Origin of the sequence: Thiorhodococcus mannitoliphagus, from assembly GCF_010915725.1 — a bacterium.
Taxonomy (GTDB): Bacteria; Pseudomonadota; Gammaproteobacteria; order Chromatiales; family Chromatiaceae; genus Thiorhodococcus; species Thiorhodococcus mannitoliphagus.
In genome coordinates this window covers 1-16,448 of sequence record NZ_JAAIJR010000050.1, presented here as the reverse complement: position 1 = coordinate 16,448, position 16,448 = coordinate 1, and the positions used below count along the sequence as shown (strand labels likewise).

At 62.1% G+C, this 16,448-nt stretch carries 16 protein-coding genes and 2 pseudogenes; 8 read left to right on the top strand and 10 right to left on the bottom strand.

Annotated features, from left to right (window positions below; genetic code table 11):
- Nucleotides 1-241: 241 nt before the first annotated feature.
- Nucleotides 242-556, bottom strand: coding sequence for a (2Fe-2S) ferredoxin domain-containing protein (locus tag G3480_RS13370; RefSeq protein ID WP_164654391.1), 315 nt, complete (start codon nucleotides 554-556; stop codon nucleotides 242-244).
- A gap of 305 nt (nucleotides 557-861) precedes the next feature.
- Here G3480_RS13370 and G3480_RS28360 point away from each other — a divergent pair.
- The 6 genes and pseudogenes from G3480_RS28360 to coq7 all read left to right on the top strand — a co-directional run.
- Nucleotides 862-1,038: pseudogene (locus G3480_RS28360) on the top strand (4Fe-4S dicluster domain-containing protein); the annotation flags it as partial.
- A gap of 126 nt (nucleotides 1,039-1,164) precedes the next feature.
- Nucleotides 1,165-2,022, top strand: a complete 858-nt coding sequence (locus tag G3480_RS13365; RefSeq protein WP_240905802.1) for a (Fe-S)-binding protein — start codon at nucleotides 1,165-1,167, stop codon at nucleotides 2,020-2,022.
- Nucleotides 2,023-2,477: 455 nt separating this feature from the next.
- On the top strand, nucleotides 2,478-2,846 hold the full coding sequence (locus tag G3480_RS13360) for a DNA-binding protein (protein ID WP_164654389.1): 369 nt from the start codon (nucleotides 2,478-2,480) through the stop codon (nucleotides 2,844-2,846).
- A pseudogene (locus tag G3480_RS13355) lies at nucleotides 2,843-3,370 on the top strand (RES family NAD+ phosphorylase). Before G3480_RS13360 ends, G3480_RS13355 begins: the two are co-directional and overlap by 4 nt.
- 32 nt (nucleotides 3,371-3,402) lie before the next feature.
- Nucleotides 3,403-4,248: an OST-HTH/LOTUS domain-containing protein gene (locus G3480_RS13350; RefSeq protein WP_240905801.1), complete on the top strand. Its 846-nt coding sequence runs from the start codon at nucleotides 3,403-3,405 to the stop codon at nucleotides 4,246-4,248.
- A gap of 786 nt (nucleotides 4,249-5,034) precedes the next feature.
- The gene (gene coq7 / locus G3480_RS13345; RefSeq protein ID WP_164654410.1) at nucleotides 5,035-5,679 is read left to right on the top strand and encodes a 2-polyprenyl-3-methyl-6-methoxy-1,4-benzoquinone monooxygenase; all 645 of its coding nucleotides are present in this window, start codon (nucleotides 5,035-5,037) and stop codon (nucleotides 5,677-5,679) included.
- A gap of 195 nt (nucleotides 5,680-5,874) precedes the next feature.
- Here coq7 and speD read toward each other — a convergent pair whose 3' ends face one another.
- Complete coding sequence (gene speD / locus G3480_RS13340; protein ID WP_164654388.1) at nucleotides 5,875-6,699, bottom strand: adenosylmethionine decarboxylase; 825 nt, start codon at nucleotides 6,697-6,699, stop codon at nucleotides 5,875-5,877.
- Between the two features lie 114 nt (nucleotides 6,700-6,813).
- Nucleotides 6,814-7,230 (bottom strand): OsmC family protein, encoded by a 417-nt coding sequence (locus G3480_RS13335; protein ID WP_164654387.1) that lies wholly within the window; start codon nucleotides 7,228-7,230, stop codon nucleotides 6,814-6,816.
- Between the two features lie 285 nt (nucleotides 7,231-7,515).
- Here G3480_RS13335 and crp point away from each other — a divergent pair, with 285 nt between their 5' ends.
- A complete protein-coding gene (crp, locus tag G3480_RS13330; RefSeq protein ID WP_164654386.1) occupies nucleotides 7,516-8,175 on the top strand; it encodes a cAMP-activated global transcriptional regulator CRP in 660 nt (219 codons plus the stop codon).
- A 160-nt stretch (nucleotides 8,176-8,335) separates the two neighbouring features.
- Here crp and trpC read toward each other — a convergent pair whose 3' ends face one another.
- From trpC to G3480_RS13295, 7 genes are all read right to left on the bottom strand, one after another.
- Nucleotides 8,336-9,136, bottom strand: a complete 801-nt coding sequence (gene trpC, locus G3480_RS13325) for an indole-3-glycerol phosphate synthase TrpC (protein WP_164654385.1) — start codon at nucleotides 9,134-9,136, stop codon at nucleotides 8,336-8,338.
- 357 nt (nucleotides 9,137-9,493) lie between these two features.
- On the bottom strand, nucleotides 9,494-10,519 hold the full coding sequence (gene trpD, locus G3480_RS13320; protein ID WP_164654384.1) for an anthranilate phosphoribosyltransferase: 1,026 nt from the start codon (nucleotides 10,517-10,519) through the stop codon (nucleotides 9,494-9,496).
- Nucleotide 10,520: 1 nt separating this feature from the next.
- Nucleotides 10,521-11,102, bottom strand: a complete 582-nt coding sequence (locus tag G3480_RS13315) for an anthranilate synthase component II (protein WP_164654383.1) — start codon at nucleotides 11,100-11,102, stop codon at nucleotides 10,521-10,523.
- Between the two features lie 2 nt (nucleotides 11,103-11,104).
- Nucleotides 11,105-12,604, bottom strand: a complete 1,500-nt coding sequence (gene trpE / locus G3480_RS13310) for an anthranilate synthase component I (RefSeq protein WP_164654382.1) — start codon at nucleotides 12,602-12,604, stop codon at nucleotides 11,105-11,107.
- A gap of 126 nt (nucleotides 12,605-12,730) precedes the next feature.
- Nucleotides 12,731-13,405: a phosphoglycolate phosphatase gene (locus G3480_RS13305; RefSeq protein ID WP_164654381.1), complete on the bottom strand. Its 675-nt coding sequence runs from the start codon at nucleotides 13,403-13,405 to the stop codon at nucleotides 12,731-12,733.
- 29 nt (nucleotides 13,406-13,434) lie between these two features.
- Nucleotides 13,435-14,127: a ribulose-phosphate 3-epimerase gene (gene rpe / locus G3480_RS13300; RefSeq protein WP_164654380.1), complete on the bottom strand. Its 693-nt coding sequence runs from the start codon at nucleotides 14,125-14,127 to the stop codon at nucleotides 13,435-13,437.
- Nucleotides 14,128-14,340: 213 nt separating this feature from the next.
- The gene (locus G3480_RS13295) at nucleotides 14,341-15,006 is read right to left on the bottom strand and encodes an energy-coupling factor ABC transporter permease (protein ID WP_164654379.1); all 666 of its coding nucleotides are present in this window, start codon (nucleotides 15,004-15,006) and stop codon (nucleotides 14,341-14,343) included.
- A 295-nt stretch (nucleotides 15,007-15,301) separates the two neighbouring features.
- Between G3480_RS13295 and G3480_RS13290 the strand changes: the two genes are divergently transcribed.
- Nucleotides 15,302-16,342 (top strand): NADP(H)-dependent aldo-keto reductase, encoded by a 1,041-nt coding sequence (locus G3480_RS13290; protein WP_164654378.1) that lies wholly within the window; start codon nucleotides 15,302-15,304, stop codon nucleotides 16,340-16,342.
- Nucleotides 16,343-16,448 lie beyond the last annotated feature (106 nt).

The window sequence follows — 16,448 nt, the reverse complement described above, 5'->3', positions numbered from 1 at the left end:
CTACATCGAGAAAGACCGCGAACTATACGCGACCCACGCAAGACGCGCAACCCCCGTTTCGAGCGACCTTGATTGGACCCAGCGCCAGCTGCCCTTCAGCGCGTGGCTCGCGGACGGAACCCCCTGGGGGGCTTGCGGCGATCGCGGGCAGTAGATGAATGCCGCGCTGAACGCAGGAGGCACTCACAAGCGCGGCCATTTACCACAGCGAGGCACGACGGGAACGACCTGTAAGGCGACCTCAGCCTGAAAGCTGGAGGCGCCCGACCGCGCGCCCCTTGATCAGATGCTCCTGCAGGATTTCTTCAAGGTCCTCGTTGTCGACGTAGCTGTACCAGACCCCGTCCGGATAAACGACCAAGGTCGGCCCCTCGGCACAGCGACCGAGACATCCTGCAGCATTGACGCGAATACCACCCGAGCCGGAGAGGCCCAGCTCCTTGGCGCGAGCCTTGAGGAAATCGCGAGCCGCAGAGGCGCCGGACAAAGCACAGCATTGACGCCCATTGTCACGCAGATTCGTACAGAGAAAGACATGATACCGATAGTATGCCATCGTCAATGACCTGAATTGCAGCAAGCACAGCGGCTCAGAGGTTACTATGTCGGCCGCGGCGCTAGCCGCGACCAAGACCGAACCGCCCCACATCGCCGCAAGCGTCCCAGTCCAGCGCCCTCGCGCCGTCTCCGATTCGTTTTACTTCAACGCTCAAGATCCACTCATCTCTCAAGATCCACTCAACTTTCAAGACCCACCTTGGACACACAAGACCCACCTTGGACACAAAGGTATTGCTAAAGGCCCCACAAACAAGCCTCGACGCGACAGACCATGAGCTGCTCCGCTTGGCCGATCAATGTGTGAAATGCGGATATTGCCTACCCGCTTGCCCAACTTATCTCAAGACCCGAAACGAGGCAGATTCACCACGTGGACGTATCGCACTGATTCAGGGCTGGGTTTCCGGCGAGCTTCAAATGTCGCCCGCGCTCGCGCGGCATCTCGACGGCTGCCTCACCTGTCGCGCTTGCGAGACCGCCTGCCCCTCACTCGTCGCCTATGGCCGCCTCGCGGATGGCACCAAGGCCAGACGGGTCACCCTGCGCTCAGCTTGGCGTCGGGCATTAGCCAGGCAAGCACTACAAGGCCTTTCGAGCGCAACCTTGAACCGACGGCTGGCTCAGCTCGCCGGGGCTTATGTCTCAAGCGGACTGGCTCGATTCGCACAAGGGCTGCGCGCCGCCCGACTGCCCCTGGCGCGAAGCTACCATCGACTCGCCATCGCCATGGCAGAAAGCGCCCGGCGCCAGATCGCTCGGACGCCCGCAGACCCGGACTTCGACCTCTTCGTCGGCTGCATGGGTTCAAGCACACAGGGCGCCGCAATCGAGGCAGCCATCGCAGTCTGCCAGCGACTCGGCCTCAAGGCCCGCATCCCGGCGGAGCCCGACTGCTGCGGCGCCATCTTGCGACACAACGGCTTCCCGGAAGAAGCTCTCCGCCATCGCGAAGCCAGCGCGCGCCTGCACGAGCACCGCCCTCTCGTCGGAATCGCCAGCGCCTGCATCGCCGAGCTGCGGGAGCAACCGGGGCTCTCAGAGACTCGAGAGATCTGCGCCTTCATCGCCGAGCAGCCATGGCCAAGCGCGCTTACCCTCAAACCGCTCGTCCGACGCGTGCTGGTTCACGAGCCATGCTCACACCGCAATCTGCTTGGCGGCACCCAGGCCGTCTACAGACTGCTGGAGCGCATCCCCGGACTCGATGTCTCGCCGATGCCGGGCAATGAGCACTGCTGCGGGGCCGCAGGCACCTACCTGCTGCAGCAGCCCAAGATGTCGGGCGCACTTCTCGAAGACAAGCTCCGGCCTCTGCGCGAGCTGCGCCCGCATGTCGTGGTCACGACCAATCCAGGGTGCGCCCTGCACCTCCTCGGCGGAATCCGCGAGGCCGGCTTGGCGATCGAGGTCTGTCATCCCGTCGAGCTGATTGCTCGGCAACTCCCGGAACTCGATGCATAAAGCCGCCAGGACCTGATTGCCGCATCACCCAGCGCACCATTGCTGGGGCGCACGCATGCTGTTGTCGGTCACGTTGTTCCGCGAGTTTTTCCCAGGATAATCCCCGCTAGATCTGCCAGTTTACGCCACCGCTAGTTGTCGAGGTCGAGGCTCGTGAGCCACGGCGATACCCGTCTTTGGTCTTCGTTGTGGTAGCAACGGCCAGGAGCGGTCACCGGATCCTGTCCACCCTGCGTCCGCTGAATCCTGTTAGCGGAAAGTCGCTCTCGTTTTGCGAGTGACAAGTCACTGTCCATAGCTGTCAGTCAGCGGGAAAGGCTACGGGGCCGCAGTCGGACATGCAGCTGACACTCAAAGAGGCCACTCGGGCGTGTCCGGGGCGGGCGGCGACTGTAGCTATGCATATTCTGTGCGTATAATATGCATTTCTGACGTGCTACCTCAGGAGAAACGTCATGGCCGCTATCTTCGCAGAGGTGCTCGAATCGGCGCGGGAGCCGGGTACATCGCGGTTTTCGGCATCGGGCGTTGCCGACATCCTCGGCCTGCAACACCAGGATCTGGCTGCACTGGCGGGGGTTCATCGCAACACCCTGCGCACCCATCCGGAATCGCCAAGACTGCAATCCGCACTGCGTGACCTGATGCGCGTATTGTCGGCCGCTACGGCGGTGCAGCCGGACCCGCAACGCGCCATCTTCCTAGTCAAGAACGAGCCCATTCCGGCGTTTCGTCACAAGACCCTGTTGCAACTGATTCAAGAAGGGCGGACTGAGGATGCGATCGGCTACCTGGAGTCGATCAGCGCCGGGTTCATCGGATGATCCTGTGCGACCTACCCCCCGGCACCCTGTTGTTCCGGGCGCATACCCCGCAGTGGGCCAGCCGGCCCACCAGCGGCGCAGGCGCCGCAACCCGAGGGGGACGATTCAACCGAGAGGGTGTCGAGGCGCTGTACCTGTCTCTGGATTAGGTGACCGCCTTGCGCGAGTACCAGCAGACTTCGCCTTTCCTACCACCCTGCACGATGTGCTCGTACACCGTGGCCCTGCGTGACCTGGTCGACCTGCGTCAGCTCCACGACGGTGCGCCCTGGGATGAGCTATGGCATGACTGGCGCGAGGACTGGCGTCACCTGAAGTTCGAGCTGCACATAGAGCCCCCAACGTGGGTTCTCGCCGATATGGTGCTGGCCCACGGATACACCGGCATCCTCTTTCCGAGCCAGACGCATGAGGGTGGATCGAACGTGGTCGTTTACTCAGAGCGGCTCGAGGATGGCAATTCGGTCGCCGTCAACGACCCCGACGGGCGACTCCCTCGCAACATGTCCAGTTGGGCGCGATGATCTCTCTGCAGGTTGTCGATTCCGAGTTCGCTATGAACGACGGGGACGTACAGGCACAACAGCGCGAGGTTCAACGTTTGCTGGGGCGCTGTCTGCTGCGCCTACAACAGTACGAGCGCCTGATGAAGGCGATCGTCGCCCACCACGACATTTCGGGGCCAGCGCATGCGCTGGAGAGCATCCGCGCGGCGCGCGTCGATGATGCTTTCACGAAGACGCTTGGCACCCTGATGGGGCGGTTGTTCGGATCGTGCGTCGTGACCGAGGGTGCCGACACTGCCGCCGATGACACGGCGAGCGAGCCCGTGGACACGATTCATTTCGCAATGCGGATGCAGCTGAGTCTGTCTGCCGAAGACTACGCCCGGACACAAAGCGACCTGAAGGAACTGGTGCAGTTGCGAAACACCCTGGTTCACCATTTCATCGACCAGCACGATCTCTGGTCGACAGACGGATGCCTGACCGCACGTGATGCCCTCGTTGCCGCTTACGAGCGCATCGACAAGCATTTCGAACAGCTTCGGAGCTGGGCTGACCACATGGATCAGGCCAGGCGCCTGGCAGCGGAATTCATGCAGTCCGATGCCGGCTACGACTTAATGGTCAATGGGATCGCTCCGGACGGCACAGTGAACTGGCCAGCCGCAGGCATCGTCCGCGTCTTGCGCGAGGCGGCGAACGAACTTGCCGTGGACGGCTGGACGCCCGTTGCAGCGGCTGGGCGATGGATCATGGAACGGAATCCTGAGCAGCAGCCCAAGAAGTACGGATGCGCCAGCTGGCGACAGGTGCTGCATGAGTCTCGGCTGTTCGAGCTGCGCTGCCGTGACCTGGATGGGCAGCGAGCCGCCTGCTACAGGGTTCGCGCCGAGTAGTTCTTCATGGGTTTCCTCATCCACCGGGGGCACTGGCGTCGCCATTGACCGATTCTAATGGGTGAGCGCAGGCGCTTGGCCAGTTCGCCGCGACCGACCGCTCAGCGCATTGCACCGGACGCTCAGGTCGGACAAGCCAGTGACCGGAAGTGGGGCCGTTGAGTCAGTCGACTCGCAAGCTTCGGTGACCTCTTTGGGTCGATTGCTGACCTTCTCCCTTCCTCTTAAGCGATGTGGCAATGCAGGCAACATCGCCGGTGGCGGCCTTGATCATCGTTTCGGCCGATCGCTTGGGCCTATTTGTAGTCAGGGCTTCTAGGAGCCTGTCCGACTTAGGAATGAATCGGCTGCGGAATCGGGAGAACGGTCCCTTTCGCCCCGCTTTTTCGTTACATAGAACCACTATGCGCCTCAAAACCGGAACGAAATGGCCTCGCTCTCCCACTTCCTCGCTTCGATCCCCCAGGTCGGACAGGCTCCTAGCCCTGAGATCGTCAGGCCAAGATGGCCTGACTACAGAGTCAGCTTTGCAGCCGGCCGGAACGATGATCAAGACCCCGGTGGCGAAGCGGGCGAATCTAAGAAATTCGCGACGAAATAGTGTTGGAAACAACAGATGCGAGCCGGCATAGACAGGAACCGATGTCGAGGCAAGACGCCAATCCTGAGGCAACGCAAGGCCGCTTTCCTGTGGATGTACCTGGTTGAATCGACCGCAACCAGCACGCAGAATGCTGGCATTGCAGTCACTTCGGACACACCTTTGAGATGATGAAGATTGATGCCATGAGCACTCGACGCTATTCGCCGCTAGACCGGCTCTTGATCAATGCAGACCACGCCATGCGTACCCTCTTCGGCCGCCCGCAGACCACCGCGCGCAGCAACCCCGCAAGCAACCTGGCGGAAACCGAACTCCGCAAGGATCAGCGCAAGCATGTCGCCCGACTCATGCGGATCAACCACACCGGCGAGGTTTGTGCTCAGGCCCTCTACCAGGGTCAGGCACTGACCGCGAAGCTGCCCGACACACGCCAGCGTATGGAGCAATCGGCCGAAGAAGAAAACGACCACCTGGCCTGGTGCGAGACTCGGCTAGAGGAGCTGGGAGACCACAAGAGCTTGCTGAACCCGCTCTGGTACGCAGGCTCATTCGCCATGGGCGCGGCCGCCGGCCTAGCAGGCGACAAATGGAGCCTGGGCTTTGTGGTTGAGACTGAACGCCAGGTCGAGAGTCACCTGGATAGCCACTTGGAGCAAATCCCGGCTCAAGACGAGAAGAGCCGAGCCATCCTCGAGCAAATGAAGGTCGATGAGATCAAGCACGCGCAAGTGGCCAAGTCGGCTGGCGGCGCGGATTTGCCCGGCCCGGTTCGTCTCGCCATGAAAGTCACCTCGCGCGTCATGACGCGCACCGTCTACTGGGTTTGAGTCGAGCCTCACGTCCGCCCTGCGGTGGCGCAAGCGGCGCCGTCACGGGGCGCGGACGACCCAGCTGGACTTAGCAAGTGTCCATCACTTGTTTCCCGATGCAAGCGATGCCGCCCGAAATCCCCCCTAGCCCCCCTTTGCGAAAGGGGGGAAGTTGTTGATGGACACTTCCTTAGATGCGCCGCCGAGGCCCGATCAATCCCCCATGAACTCCAGATTCCTGCCCAGATTGCGCCCGTAGAAGATCTCGCTCAGTTCACGCCTGAGCAGCTTCTGGATGCGCTTGTGATCTTGCGAACTCAAATCCTCTTCCTCGATACAGAAGAGATAGTCGTCCAGTCGAAAATCGCGAATCACCATCTTGGTGTGAAAGAGATTCTCCTGGTAGACGTTCACATCCACCATCTGGTAGCGATTCTTGGTGCTGCGCGACAGGTAATTCTGGATCGAGCTAATGTTGTGGTCGATGAAGTGTTTGCGCCCATTGACGTCGCGCGTGAAGCCGCGCACGCGATAGTCCATGATGACGACGTCCGACTCCAACGCATGGATGAGATAGTTGAGCGCCTTCAGCGGCGAGATACGGCCACAGGTGGAAACATCGATGTCCGCCCGGAAGGTACTGATGCCCGTCTGCGGATTCGTCTCCGGATAGGTATGGACCGTGATGTGACTCTTGTCGAGATGGGCGACAACGGCATCCGGCAGCGGGCCAGGCGTTGCGTTGTTGGAGATGCCCTCGGCCACGATACCCTCTTCGGAGATCAGCATGGTGACGGAGGCACCCTGGGGATCGTAGTCCTGATGCGCGATATTGAGGATATTGGCGCCGATGATCTCAGCGACGTCGGTCAAAATCGCGGTCAGACGCTCCGCGTTGTAGGCTTCATCAATGTAGGCGATGTAGGCTTCGCGCTGCTCTTCCGAGGCCGCGTAGCAGACATCATAGATATTGAAGCTCAGCGTCTTGGTGAGATTGTTGAAGCCATGCAGGCGCAGCTTCTTGAGGGTGGTGGGCATCACTTCCAGTCCGGAAAAAACCGAGGCCGCGAAAACTAACCATGAGGAGCGGCGAATGCAAGGACAAGCGTCAGCGTCTGCGGGATTTTGCGCCGAACGCACACCAGAATCGCCTCAGTCCTCGCGGATCTCAAAATCATGAGTGACGGTCGCCGTGGCCCCCAGCATGATGGAGGCAGAGCAATACTTCTCCGCGCTCAACCGAATCGCCGTCTCGACACGCTTGGGATCGAGCCCTTTACCGGTCAAGATGAAGTGCGCATGAATCCGGGTGAAGACCTTGGGGTCCTCCGCGGCACGCTCGGCCTCGAGTTCGACGACGCAATCCGTGACGGCTTGCCTCGCCTTGCGCAGGATCAGCAGAACGTCGAACTGCGTACAGCCCCCCATGCCCAGCAAGAGCATCTCCATCGGCCGCACGCCAACATTGCGACCTCCGAGTTCAGGGGGACCGTCCATGACGACACCATGCCCCGAGCCGGACTCACCGAGCATCGCGACTCCATCGATCCACTTGACTCTCGCCTTCATTCGCAAACCTATCTATCGACTAATCTTGGACGAGCCGGCAGGATATTGACTCAAACCCTGATGGGTCAGCTGCTAAGATGCGCACAAGGCCGCGAGACACTTGATGCAGCCTTGGTCGCGTCAAGATCGAAGCCGACCATCTGCAGCTCGATCCAAGCCCGCACCTGAGGCTCGGTGAACATCAAGACCCTTCCCGCGTGGCTCGGGCGAGGCTAGCACAGTTCGACAAGGCAGCACAGCGCACCTAGAATCACGTCTAACCCGTCCCCTACGACAGGCCTAGCTATGAGCAGCATCGTCCAACAGCCAAAAGAGTCGCCAAAGTGGCTTGAGCCCTTTCTCGCCCAATGCCACACCAAGAGCTATGACAAGAACATCGAGTTCATTCGCCAAGGCCAGACCGCCGAGAGTCTCTACTACCTCATCGAGGGCTCAGTCTCCGCCTTGATGTACGACGAGGAAGAGCGCCGCGAATTGATGCTCGCCTACATCAATAAGGGCGAGTTCATCGGCGAGATGGGCCTATTCATCCCGCAGAACATGCGCAGCGTCATCATCCGCACCCGCACCAAATGCAAGGTCGCCGAGATCACTTATCAGCGACTCGACCGGCTCTTGAACGACGAGCTTCAGGATGTCGCCAAGGAACTCCTCTTCAGCATCGGCGAGCAGCTCTCGACACGACTCCAAGTCACCAGCCGCAAGGTCGGCCATTTGGCCTTCCTGGACGTGACCGGCCGCATCGCCGGAACCCTCTTGGATCTCTGCAAGCAGCCGGACGCCATGACGCACCCGGACGGCATGCAGATCCGCGTCACCCGCCAGGAACTCGGCCGCATCGTCGGCTGCTCGCGCGAAATGGCCGGGCGCGTCATGAAGAACCTGGAAGAGCAGGGCCTGGTGAGCGTCAAGGGAAAGACGATCGTCGTCTTCGGGACGAGATAGCATCGCCAGGCGGGTGGGCGGCCCTCGCGAATCCCGCCCTGAAAAGGCGGCAGCGCCTCGCATCAGGATGGCATCGAGCGGGGCGTCTGGTTCAGGACCCGAGCCGGCTGGGCATCTCGCGACCCAGCGCCTCGGGGTCCTCTACCCCTTGCCGACACCCTCAGAGAGAGAACAGCCTCGCCAATTCGACCCCTGGATCGGGCGCCCGCATGAAGGCCTCGCCAACCAGGAAGGCATTGACCCCATGACGACGCATGCGCATCACGTCGTCAGGGTTCAGAATGCCGCTCTCCGTGACCAGCAACCGGTCCGCCGGGATGGCGCCAAGCAGGCTGAGGGTCGTCTCGAGACTGACCTCGAAGGTGCGCAGATTTCGATTGTTGACGCCGATGAGACGCCCTGGGACCGCAAGCGCGCGCTCAAGCTCATCCGCGTCATGCACCTCGATCAGCACGTCCATCCCCAGCTCATGGGCCAAGGCGCTCAGCTCACTCAGCTGAGCGTCATCCAGGCAGGCCGCAATCAGCAGAATGCAGTCGGCCGCCATCGCCCTGGCCTCATAGACCTGGTAGGGGTCGACGATGAAGTCCTTGCGGATCACAGGCAGCCCACAGGCCGCACGCGCTTCTTTGAGGTAGGCCTCACTGCCCTGGAAGAAGTCGACATCCGTAAGCACCGACAGGCAGGCCGCCCCGCCTCCGGCATAGCGCGCTGCGATCTCGGCCGGGCGAAAATCCTCTCGTAGCACACCCTTGCTCGGGCTCGCCTTCTTGATCTCGGCGATGACGGCGGACTGACCCGCGGCAATCTTGGCCTCGAGTGCCGCCGCGAAGCCTCTGGTGGGGTCGACATGCGCCAGTTCGGCGATCAGGTCGGATTGCGTGCGCTGCGCCGAGCGCGCCTGGATCTCTTCGAGCTTGCGCCGAACGATCTTCTTGAGGATGTCTGGGGTCTCTGACATGGGTGAGCGCATGCCCTCAGTTGAAAGGACCGGGATCCTAAAGGTACCCGGTCAATGAGCCGAAATCAGGCAATTCGAGCCGCACAGGTCGCTAGGAGCCTGTCCGACTTGGGGGGATCGAAGCGAGGAAGTGGGAGAGCGAGGCCATTTCGTTCCGGTTTTGAGGCGCATAGTGGTTCTGTGTAACGAAAAAGCGGGGCGAAAGGGACCCTTCTCCCGATTCCGCAGCCGATTCATCCTAAGAAAGTGTCCATCAATTGTTTCCCGATGCGAGCGATGCCGCCCGAAATCCCCCCCACCCCCCCTTTGCGAAAAGGGGGAAGTTGTTGATGGACGCTTTCTAAGTCGGACAGGCTCCTAGGGCGGAAAGCTGCCCGTCAAGGCGACGAGGCGATCCAAGCGCGTCAGCGCCTCGCCGCTGACAATGGCTGCATCAGCGGCGGCTACGCCATCCGCGAGCGACCTGGCGCGGCCTGCCGCGTAAATGGCGGCGCCGGCGTTGAGCTGCACGATCGCTCGCGCCGCACCGGGCCGCCCCTCCAGCACGCCGCGCAGCATCGCCAAGCTCTCGGCGGGATCCTTGACGCGGATCTTGTCGAGAGCGTCGCGCACCAGACCGAAATCTTCCGGCTGGATGCTGTAGCGATGGATCTCGCCGTCCTTGAGTTCCGCGACATCGGTGGTGTCGGCGATGCTGATCTCGTCGAGGCCGTCGCGCGAATGGACGACCAAGACATGCCGGCTGCCGAGCTGCCGCAGCACCTCCGCAAGCGGCTCCAGCAGATCGGCGCTGAAGACGCCTAGGAGCTGATTCGGGACAGCCGCGGGATTGGTCAAGGGCCCCAAGACGTTGAAGACCGTCCTCACACCCAGCTCGCGACGCGGACCGATGGCGTGCTTCATCGCGCTGTGATGACCGGGTGCGAACATGAAGCCAACGCCGACCTCGCGCACGCATCGGACCACCTGCTCCGGCGAGAGATCGAGCCGCACGCCGGCCGCCTCGAGGACGTCGGCGGCCCCTGACTTGCTAGAAACCGAGCGATTGCCATGCTTGGCCACGTGACAGCCCGCGGCGGCGGCAACGAACATGCTCGTCGTCGAGACATTGAAGGTCCCCGACGCATCCCCGCCCGTGCCAACGATGTCGACCGCGTGGTCGAGCCCAGAGATATCGACTCCGGTCGCCAGTTCGCGCATCACGGACGCCGCGGCGGCAATCTCACTGACTGTCTCGCCCTTCATCCGCAGCGCAATCAGAAAGCCAGCGATCTGAGCGGGTGTCGCACCGCCGGTCATGATGGTGCGCATCACCGCCGTCATCTCGTCGCCAGTCAGGTGCAGGGCTTGGATACAGCGCGTAATCGCGTCCTTGATCTCCATGTCAGCGGTCCTCCAGGAAGTTCTTCAGCAAGGTATGCCCATGTTGCGTCAGGATAGACTCGGGATGGAATTGCACGCCTTGAATCGGCATCTCGCGATGCCGCACCCCCATGATGGCCTCCCGCTCGCCTTGCGACGTCTGCGTCCACGCCGTCACCTCGAGGCAGTCGGGCAGGCTCTTTTCGTCGATCACCAGTGAATGGTAGCGCGTGGCCTCGAAGGGGTCGCTCAGCCCCGAAAAGACGCCTTGATCCAGGTGATAGATCGGCGATGTCTTGCCGTGCATGACCGCCGGCGCCTTGACGATCTCACCGCCGAAGGCCTGGCCAATGGATTGATGACCGAGGCAAACGCCGAGAATAGGCACCTGGCCCGCCAGCTTCTGAATCAGCGCGACCGAAATGCCCGCTTCGGTGGGTGTGCAGGGTCCGGGCGAGATGACAACCCGATCCGCGCCGAGCGCGGCGGCTTGCTCCAGGCTCAGCTCATCATTGCGAACGACCCTGACATCCGCACCCAGCTCGCCGAAATACTGAACCAGGTTGTAGGTGAAGGAATCATAGTTATCGATCATGAGCAGCATGGTCAGACCCTCTTCAGCCCACAGCCATAGCGATCGATACCGACCTCCGCCGCGGTCACGGCGCGGAAGATGGCACGCCCCTTGTTCATGGTCTCCTGCCATTCCAGATCGGGCTGGGAGTCGGCGACGATCCCTGCGCCCGCCTGGATATGCAGGGTGCCGTCCTGAATGACGGCCGTGCGAATGGCGATCGCCGTGTCCATGTTGCCGTTCCAGGAGAGATAGCCAACGGCACCGGAGTAGATGCCGCGCTTGACCGGCTCGAGTTCGTCGATGATCTCCATGGCGCGGATCTTGGGCGCCCCGGAGACGGTTCCGGCCGGAAAGGTGGCGCGCAACACGTCGATGGCGCTCATCCCCTCCTTGAGCTGGCCGATGACGTTGGAGACGATGTGCATGACGTGCGAGTAGCGCTCGACGATCATACGGTCCGTCAGCCGCACGCTGCCGATCTCCGCCACTCGACCGGCATCATTGCGCCCCAGATCGATCAGCATCAGGTGCTCGGCAAGCTCCTTGGGATCCGCCAGCAGTTCTTCCTCGAGCGCGCGGTCCTCCTCCTCCGTGTAGCCGCGGCGCCGGGTGCCCGCGATGGGCCGCACCGTGACCACACCGTCCTCCAGACGCGTGAGGATCTCGGGCGAAGAGCCGACGATCTGGAAATCATCCAAATCCAAGAAGTACATATAGGGCGATGGGTTCAAACCGCGCAGCGCGCGATAGAGGTCCAGCGGCGACGCCTGGAAGGGAATCGACAACCGCTGCGAGAGCACCACCTGCATGCAGTCGCCGTCGAGGATGTAGTCCTTGATGCGCTCGACCGCCGACTTGAAACCGTCCTCGGTGAAGCCCGAGACGAAATCGGCCTCGCCGACCTCACGCTCGGTGCCGCTGCTGGCGCTCGGCGTGCCGTGCCGCATGCGCTCGGTCAGCTCGGCGATGCGCGCCTCACCTGCTTCGAGCGTATCGCCCGCGGTCGGGTCCAGGTGCAAGATGATGTACATGCGTCCGCTGAGGTTGTCGAAGACGACCACCTCATCAGATTCCATCAGCAGAATGTCGGGCGTCCCCAACAGATCCGGGTTGGGACACTGCGCCAGCTTGGGCTCGATATAGCGGATGGTGTCATAGCCGAAATAACCGACCAGCCCGCCGTTGAAGCGCGGCAGATCACCCAGCTCCGCAACACGAAAACGCGCCTGATAGGACTCGATCCAAGCGAGCGGGTCGGTGCTCTCGACCTCCTCGACGACACGTCCGTCGCGCTCGAGCTGAATCTTGTATCCGCGAATCTTGATGAGCGTCCGACAGGGCAGCCCAATAATGGAGTAGCGCCCCCATTTCTCGCCGCCCTGAACGGATTCGAAGAGATACGAGTAAGGCCCCTTAGCCAGCTTGAGATAGACGCTGAGCGGGGTCTCGAGGTCCGCCAGCACCTCGCATGCGACAGGGATACGGTTATAGCCCTGCTCTGCGAGGGCACGGAAGGTCTTGGGAGTCATGAGGATCTCCGAGCAGAAATCGGTAACGAGGTTTCAACGGGCGCGCGCTAGCGTCGCCATCGCCATCCTCTGATTGCTCGCATGCGATGCAGCTGCATCTCGGTTCGTCCTCGACTCGCCCCTAGCCTATGCCTGCGGGGCCAAGTGACCCGGCAGCTCGGCCAAGGAATCCACGACCGCGTCCGGCTGCGAATCGCGAATGTCCTGGCCGTGATTGTAGCCGTAGCTGGTGCAGATGATCTTGAAGCCGGCCGCCCGCGCCGCCGACACATCACTCACCGAGTCGCCGATCATGAGCGCATCCTCGGGCGCCACGCCGAAATGCCCAGCCGCGTGCATCAAGGGCAGAGGATCCGGCTTCTTGCGCGGCAGTGTATCGCCGCTCACCACGATCCCGAAGTCCTCGAACAGTCCTAGGTGCTGGAGCAGGGGCTCAGTGAAGCGCGCGGCCTTGTTGGTGATGCATCCAAGCCGGTAACCCGCCGACTTCATGAAGTCGATGCCCTCGCGCACCCCTGGATAGATCACGGAGCGGTTGAAGGTATTGGCGGAGTAGAGTTCGAGGAACAGCGGATAGGCGCGTTGATAGAGCACCTCGTCCGGCTCACCGTCCAACTGACCGATCAGGGCGCGCCGCACCAAACGCTCGACGCCGTTTCCCACCCAGTCTCGCACTGCCGCCTCGCCGCGCGCCGGCAGGCCGAGCCGCGCCATCATGGCGTCGACGCAGTAGGCGAGGTCAGGGACGCTGTCTACGAGCGTCCCATCCAGATCACAGAGAATCATCTTGGGTCGAAACATCTGGTACTGCTCCTTCTCGATCCTCGCGCTCAGCGGCTCACGCTGCCGAGTGCCTCGCGCATCTGTCCGATGATGCCGTCGTAGCGATGGGGGTCCGTATCCTTGCCCTTGCTGAAGATGCCAGAGCCGGAAACGAAGGTATCCGCGCCCGCAGCCTTGATCTCGGCGATGTTGTCGACCTTGACGCCGCCATCGATCTCGAGGCGGATGTCGAGGCCCGAGTCGTCGATCATCTTGCGCACCGCGCGCAGCTTATCCAAGGCCCCAGGGATGAAGCTCTGCCCGCCGAAGCCGGGATTCACCGACATGAGCAGGATCATGTCCACCTTATCGAGCACGTAGTCGAGGTGACTCAGCGGCGTTGCCGGGTTGAAGACCAAGCCGGACTTGCAGCCCTCGCCGCGGATGAGCTGCAGGGTGCGGTCGATGTGCTCGCTCGCCTCCGGATGGAAGGTGATGTAGGTCGCGCCGGCCTTAGCGAAGTCCGGAATGATGCGGTCTACCGGCTTCACCATGAGATGCACGTCGATCGGAGCAGTCACGCCATGCTTGCGCAGCGCCTCGCACACGAGCGGCCCAATGGTCAGGTTGGGCACATAGTGGTTGTCCATGACATCGAAGTGAACGATGTCGGCGCCGGCGGCCAGCACGTTGTCGACCTCTTGCCCGAGCTTGGCAAAATCGGCCGACAATATCGAGGGAGCGATGAGATCAACCGCCATCTGTCTGTCCTCCGCAAGCCCGTTCACGGATCAGCACCGCGAACAAGGCCAGCATTTGTGTTGAAATCGGGTAGGTCAAAGGCCGCAACTCTAACCCAAGCGAGAGAAGTTTTCACTCCACGCGTGGCGAGCTGGCAGGAGCCAGGTCCACGACAGGGCGCTGACCGCGCCTTGAGGATACTCAGGTCGAGCGCGGGCACCACAACCCCGGCGTCACTTTCCCTTCAGATATTGCTCGTCACTGAAGGAGTAGACCCACCCTGGCTTGAAGGCAACCAGCACGACCATCGCCCAACCGTTGAGAAAGGCCTCCGGCATGAACATCAAGGGGAAGAAGGGGATCACCTTCTCGCCCATCTCGGCGAAACTGTAAGCGCCGCTCATCACCAGCAAGGCGATCGCAAGATAGGCGGCACAGGCAGCAACCAGACCCGCAGTGACAAAGCCATTGATCAAGACGTAGACGAAGAACTGCTTGGGCAGATACCAGCGAATGAGGATCAGGGCAAACTGTGTCAGCGTGATGGGCACGACGCCCGCGAGAAAAGCGTTCACCGCGAAATCCTTCCAGGCGCCCCCGGTATTCAGCGTCACCCCGGCCAGGGCGAGCGTCGCGGAGACCACCGCCAGGGACCAGCCAAACATGAGTGTCACGGCCGTCACGCCGAGCAAGTGATAGGAGAGCCCGGGCTGGACCTGGGTCTCCAGATGCCAAAGCAGCAGCAGTGCGACCGAGGCCCCGAAGAAGACATTGGCTTGCTCCGGCTCCTTGAGCTTGCGCCAAGGTGCCAAACGCAGCGCAAGCAGGAAAGAAAGCGCAAAGAGCGCGATGAGGACCCAGAGCAACAGCGGAGACAGCAGGCCGGCATCGATGGTCATTCAAGGCCCCTCGGACAAGGCGGTTTGATTCCAGCTGGGCGGCGCAAGCGCAGCAGAGAGACTCCCGATCAAGCGCGCCAAAGAGGTCGCCTCTCTGCCAGATCATGGGGATGCCATCGAATCGCGCAACGCGCCCAGTCTCTCAATGCGGCCGAGCCTGCCATAATCATCCCTCTGACCGAGGACGAGGCAGGCGCCAGTCTTGTCGCCAGCCACTGACCTCTAGCGCTGGGCGGCGAACCTGGACCAGACCCTGAGCGCGCGCCATGACTCAAAACCGACCCGGGAGATGTGCATGCACTACCGTCAGCTAGGCCGAACCGACATCAAAATAAGCGCCCTGTGCCTTGGCACCATGACCTTTGGCGAGCAGAACACCGAGTCAGAGGCCCACACGCAGCTCGATCGGGCGCTCGATGCCGGGATCAACTTCATCGACACGGCCGAGATGTATCCGGTTCCGCCCATCGCGGAGACGCAGGGACGCACCGAGCGCTACATCGGCACCTGGCTCAAGGCCCGCGGCTGCCGCGACAAGGTCGTGCTCGCCACCAAGGTCGCCGGCCCAGCCGACTGGCTGCCGCACATCCGCGGCGCCGGGGCCCGACTCGACCGCAAGAATATCGAGGCGGCCGTTGACGAGAGCCTGCGCCGGCTGCAGACGGACTGGATCGACCTCTACCAGCTGCATTGGCCGGATCGCGAGACCAATTTCTTCGGCAAGCTCGGCTTCACATCGAGCCAGCAAGACGACAGCGTTCCGCTGCTCGAGACGCTTCGGGTCCTCGCTGACCTGGTCAAGGCCGGCAAGATTCGGCACCTCGGGGTCTCGAACGAGACCCCCTGGGGGCTGATGCGCTTCCTGAGCCTCGCCGAGGCCGAGGGACTGCCCAGAATGGTCAGCATCCAGAATCCCTACAGCCTGCTCAACCGCACCTTCGAGATCGGGCTTGCCGAGATCGCACTCCGCGAGGACTGCGGGCTCCTCGCCTACTCGCCACTCGCCTTCGGCGTCCTCTCCGGCAAGTACCTGAAGGGACAGCGCCCGGCAGGCGCGCGCATCACCCTCTTCGACCGTTTCAGCCGCTACTCCAATGCCGAGGCCGAGCGGGCGACCGCTGAATACGTCGCCTTGGCCAGACAACATGGCCTCGACCCAGCCCAAATGGCCCTCGCCTGGGTGACCAGCCGCCCCTTCACCAGTTCGAACATCATCGGGGCGACAACCCTGGAGCAACTGGAGAGCAATCTCGCGAGCATCGACCTGTCCCTGGACCAGAGTGTGATCGACGCGATCGAGGCCATTCACGTCAGGCAGCCCAATCCCGCGCCCTGAGAGGCTGTCTGGAAATCATCGTAGAGGCCCCTAGGATCCTTGAGGGCGCAAAATGCTCGCAGATGAGTCAAATTTCGATGAAGCGTCCGACCATCCAAGGCCGTCG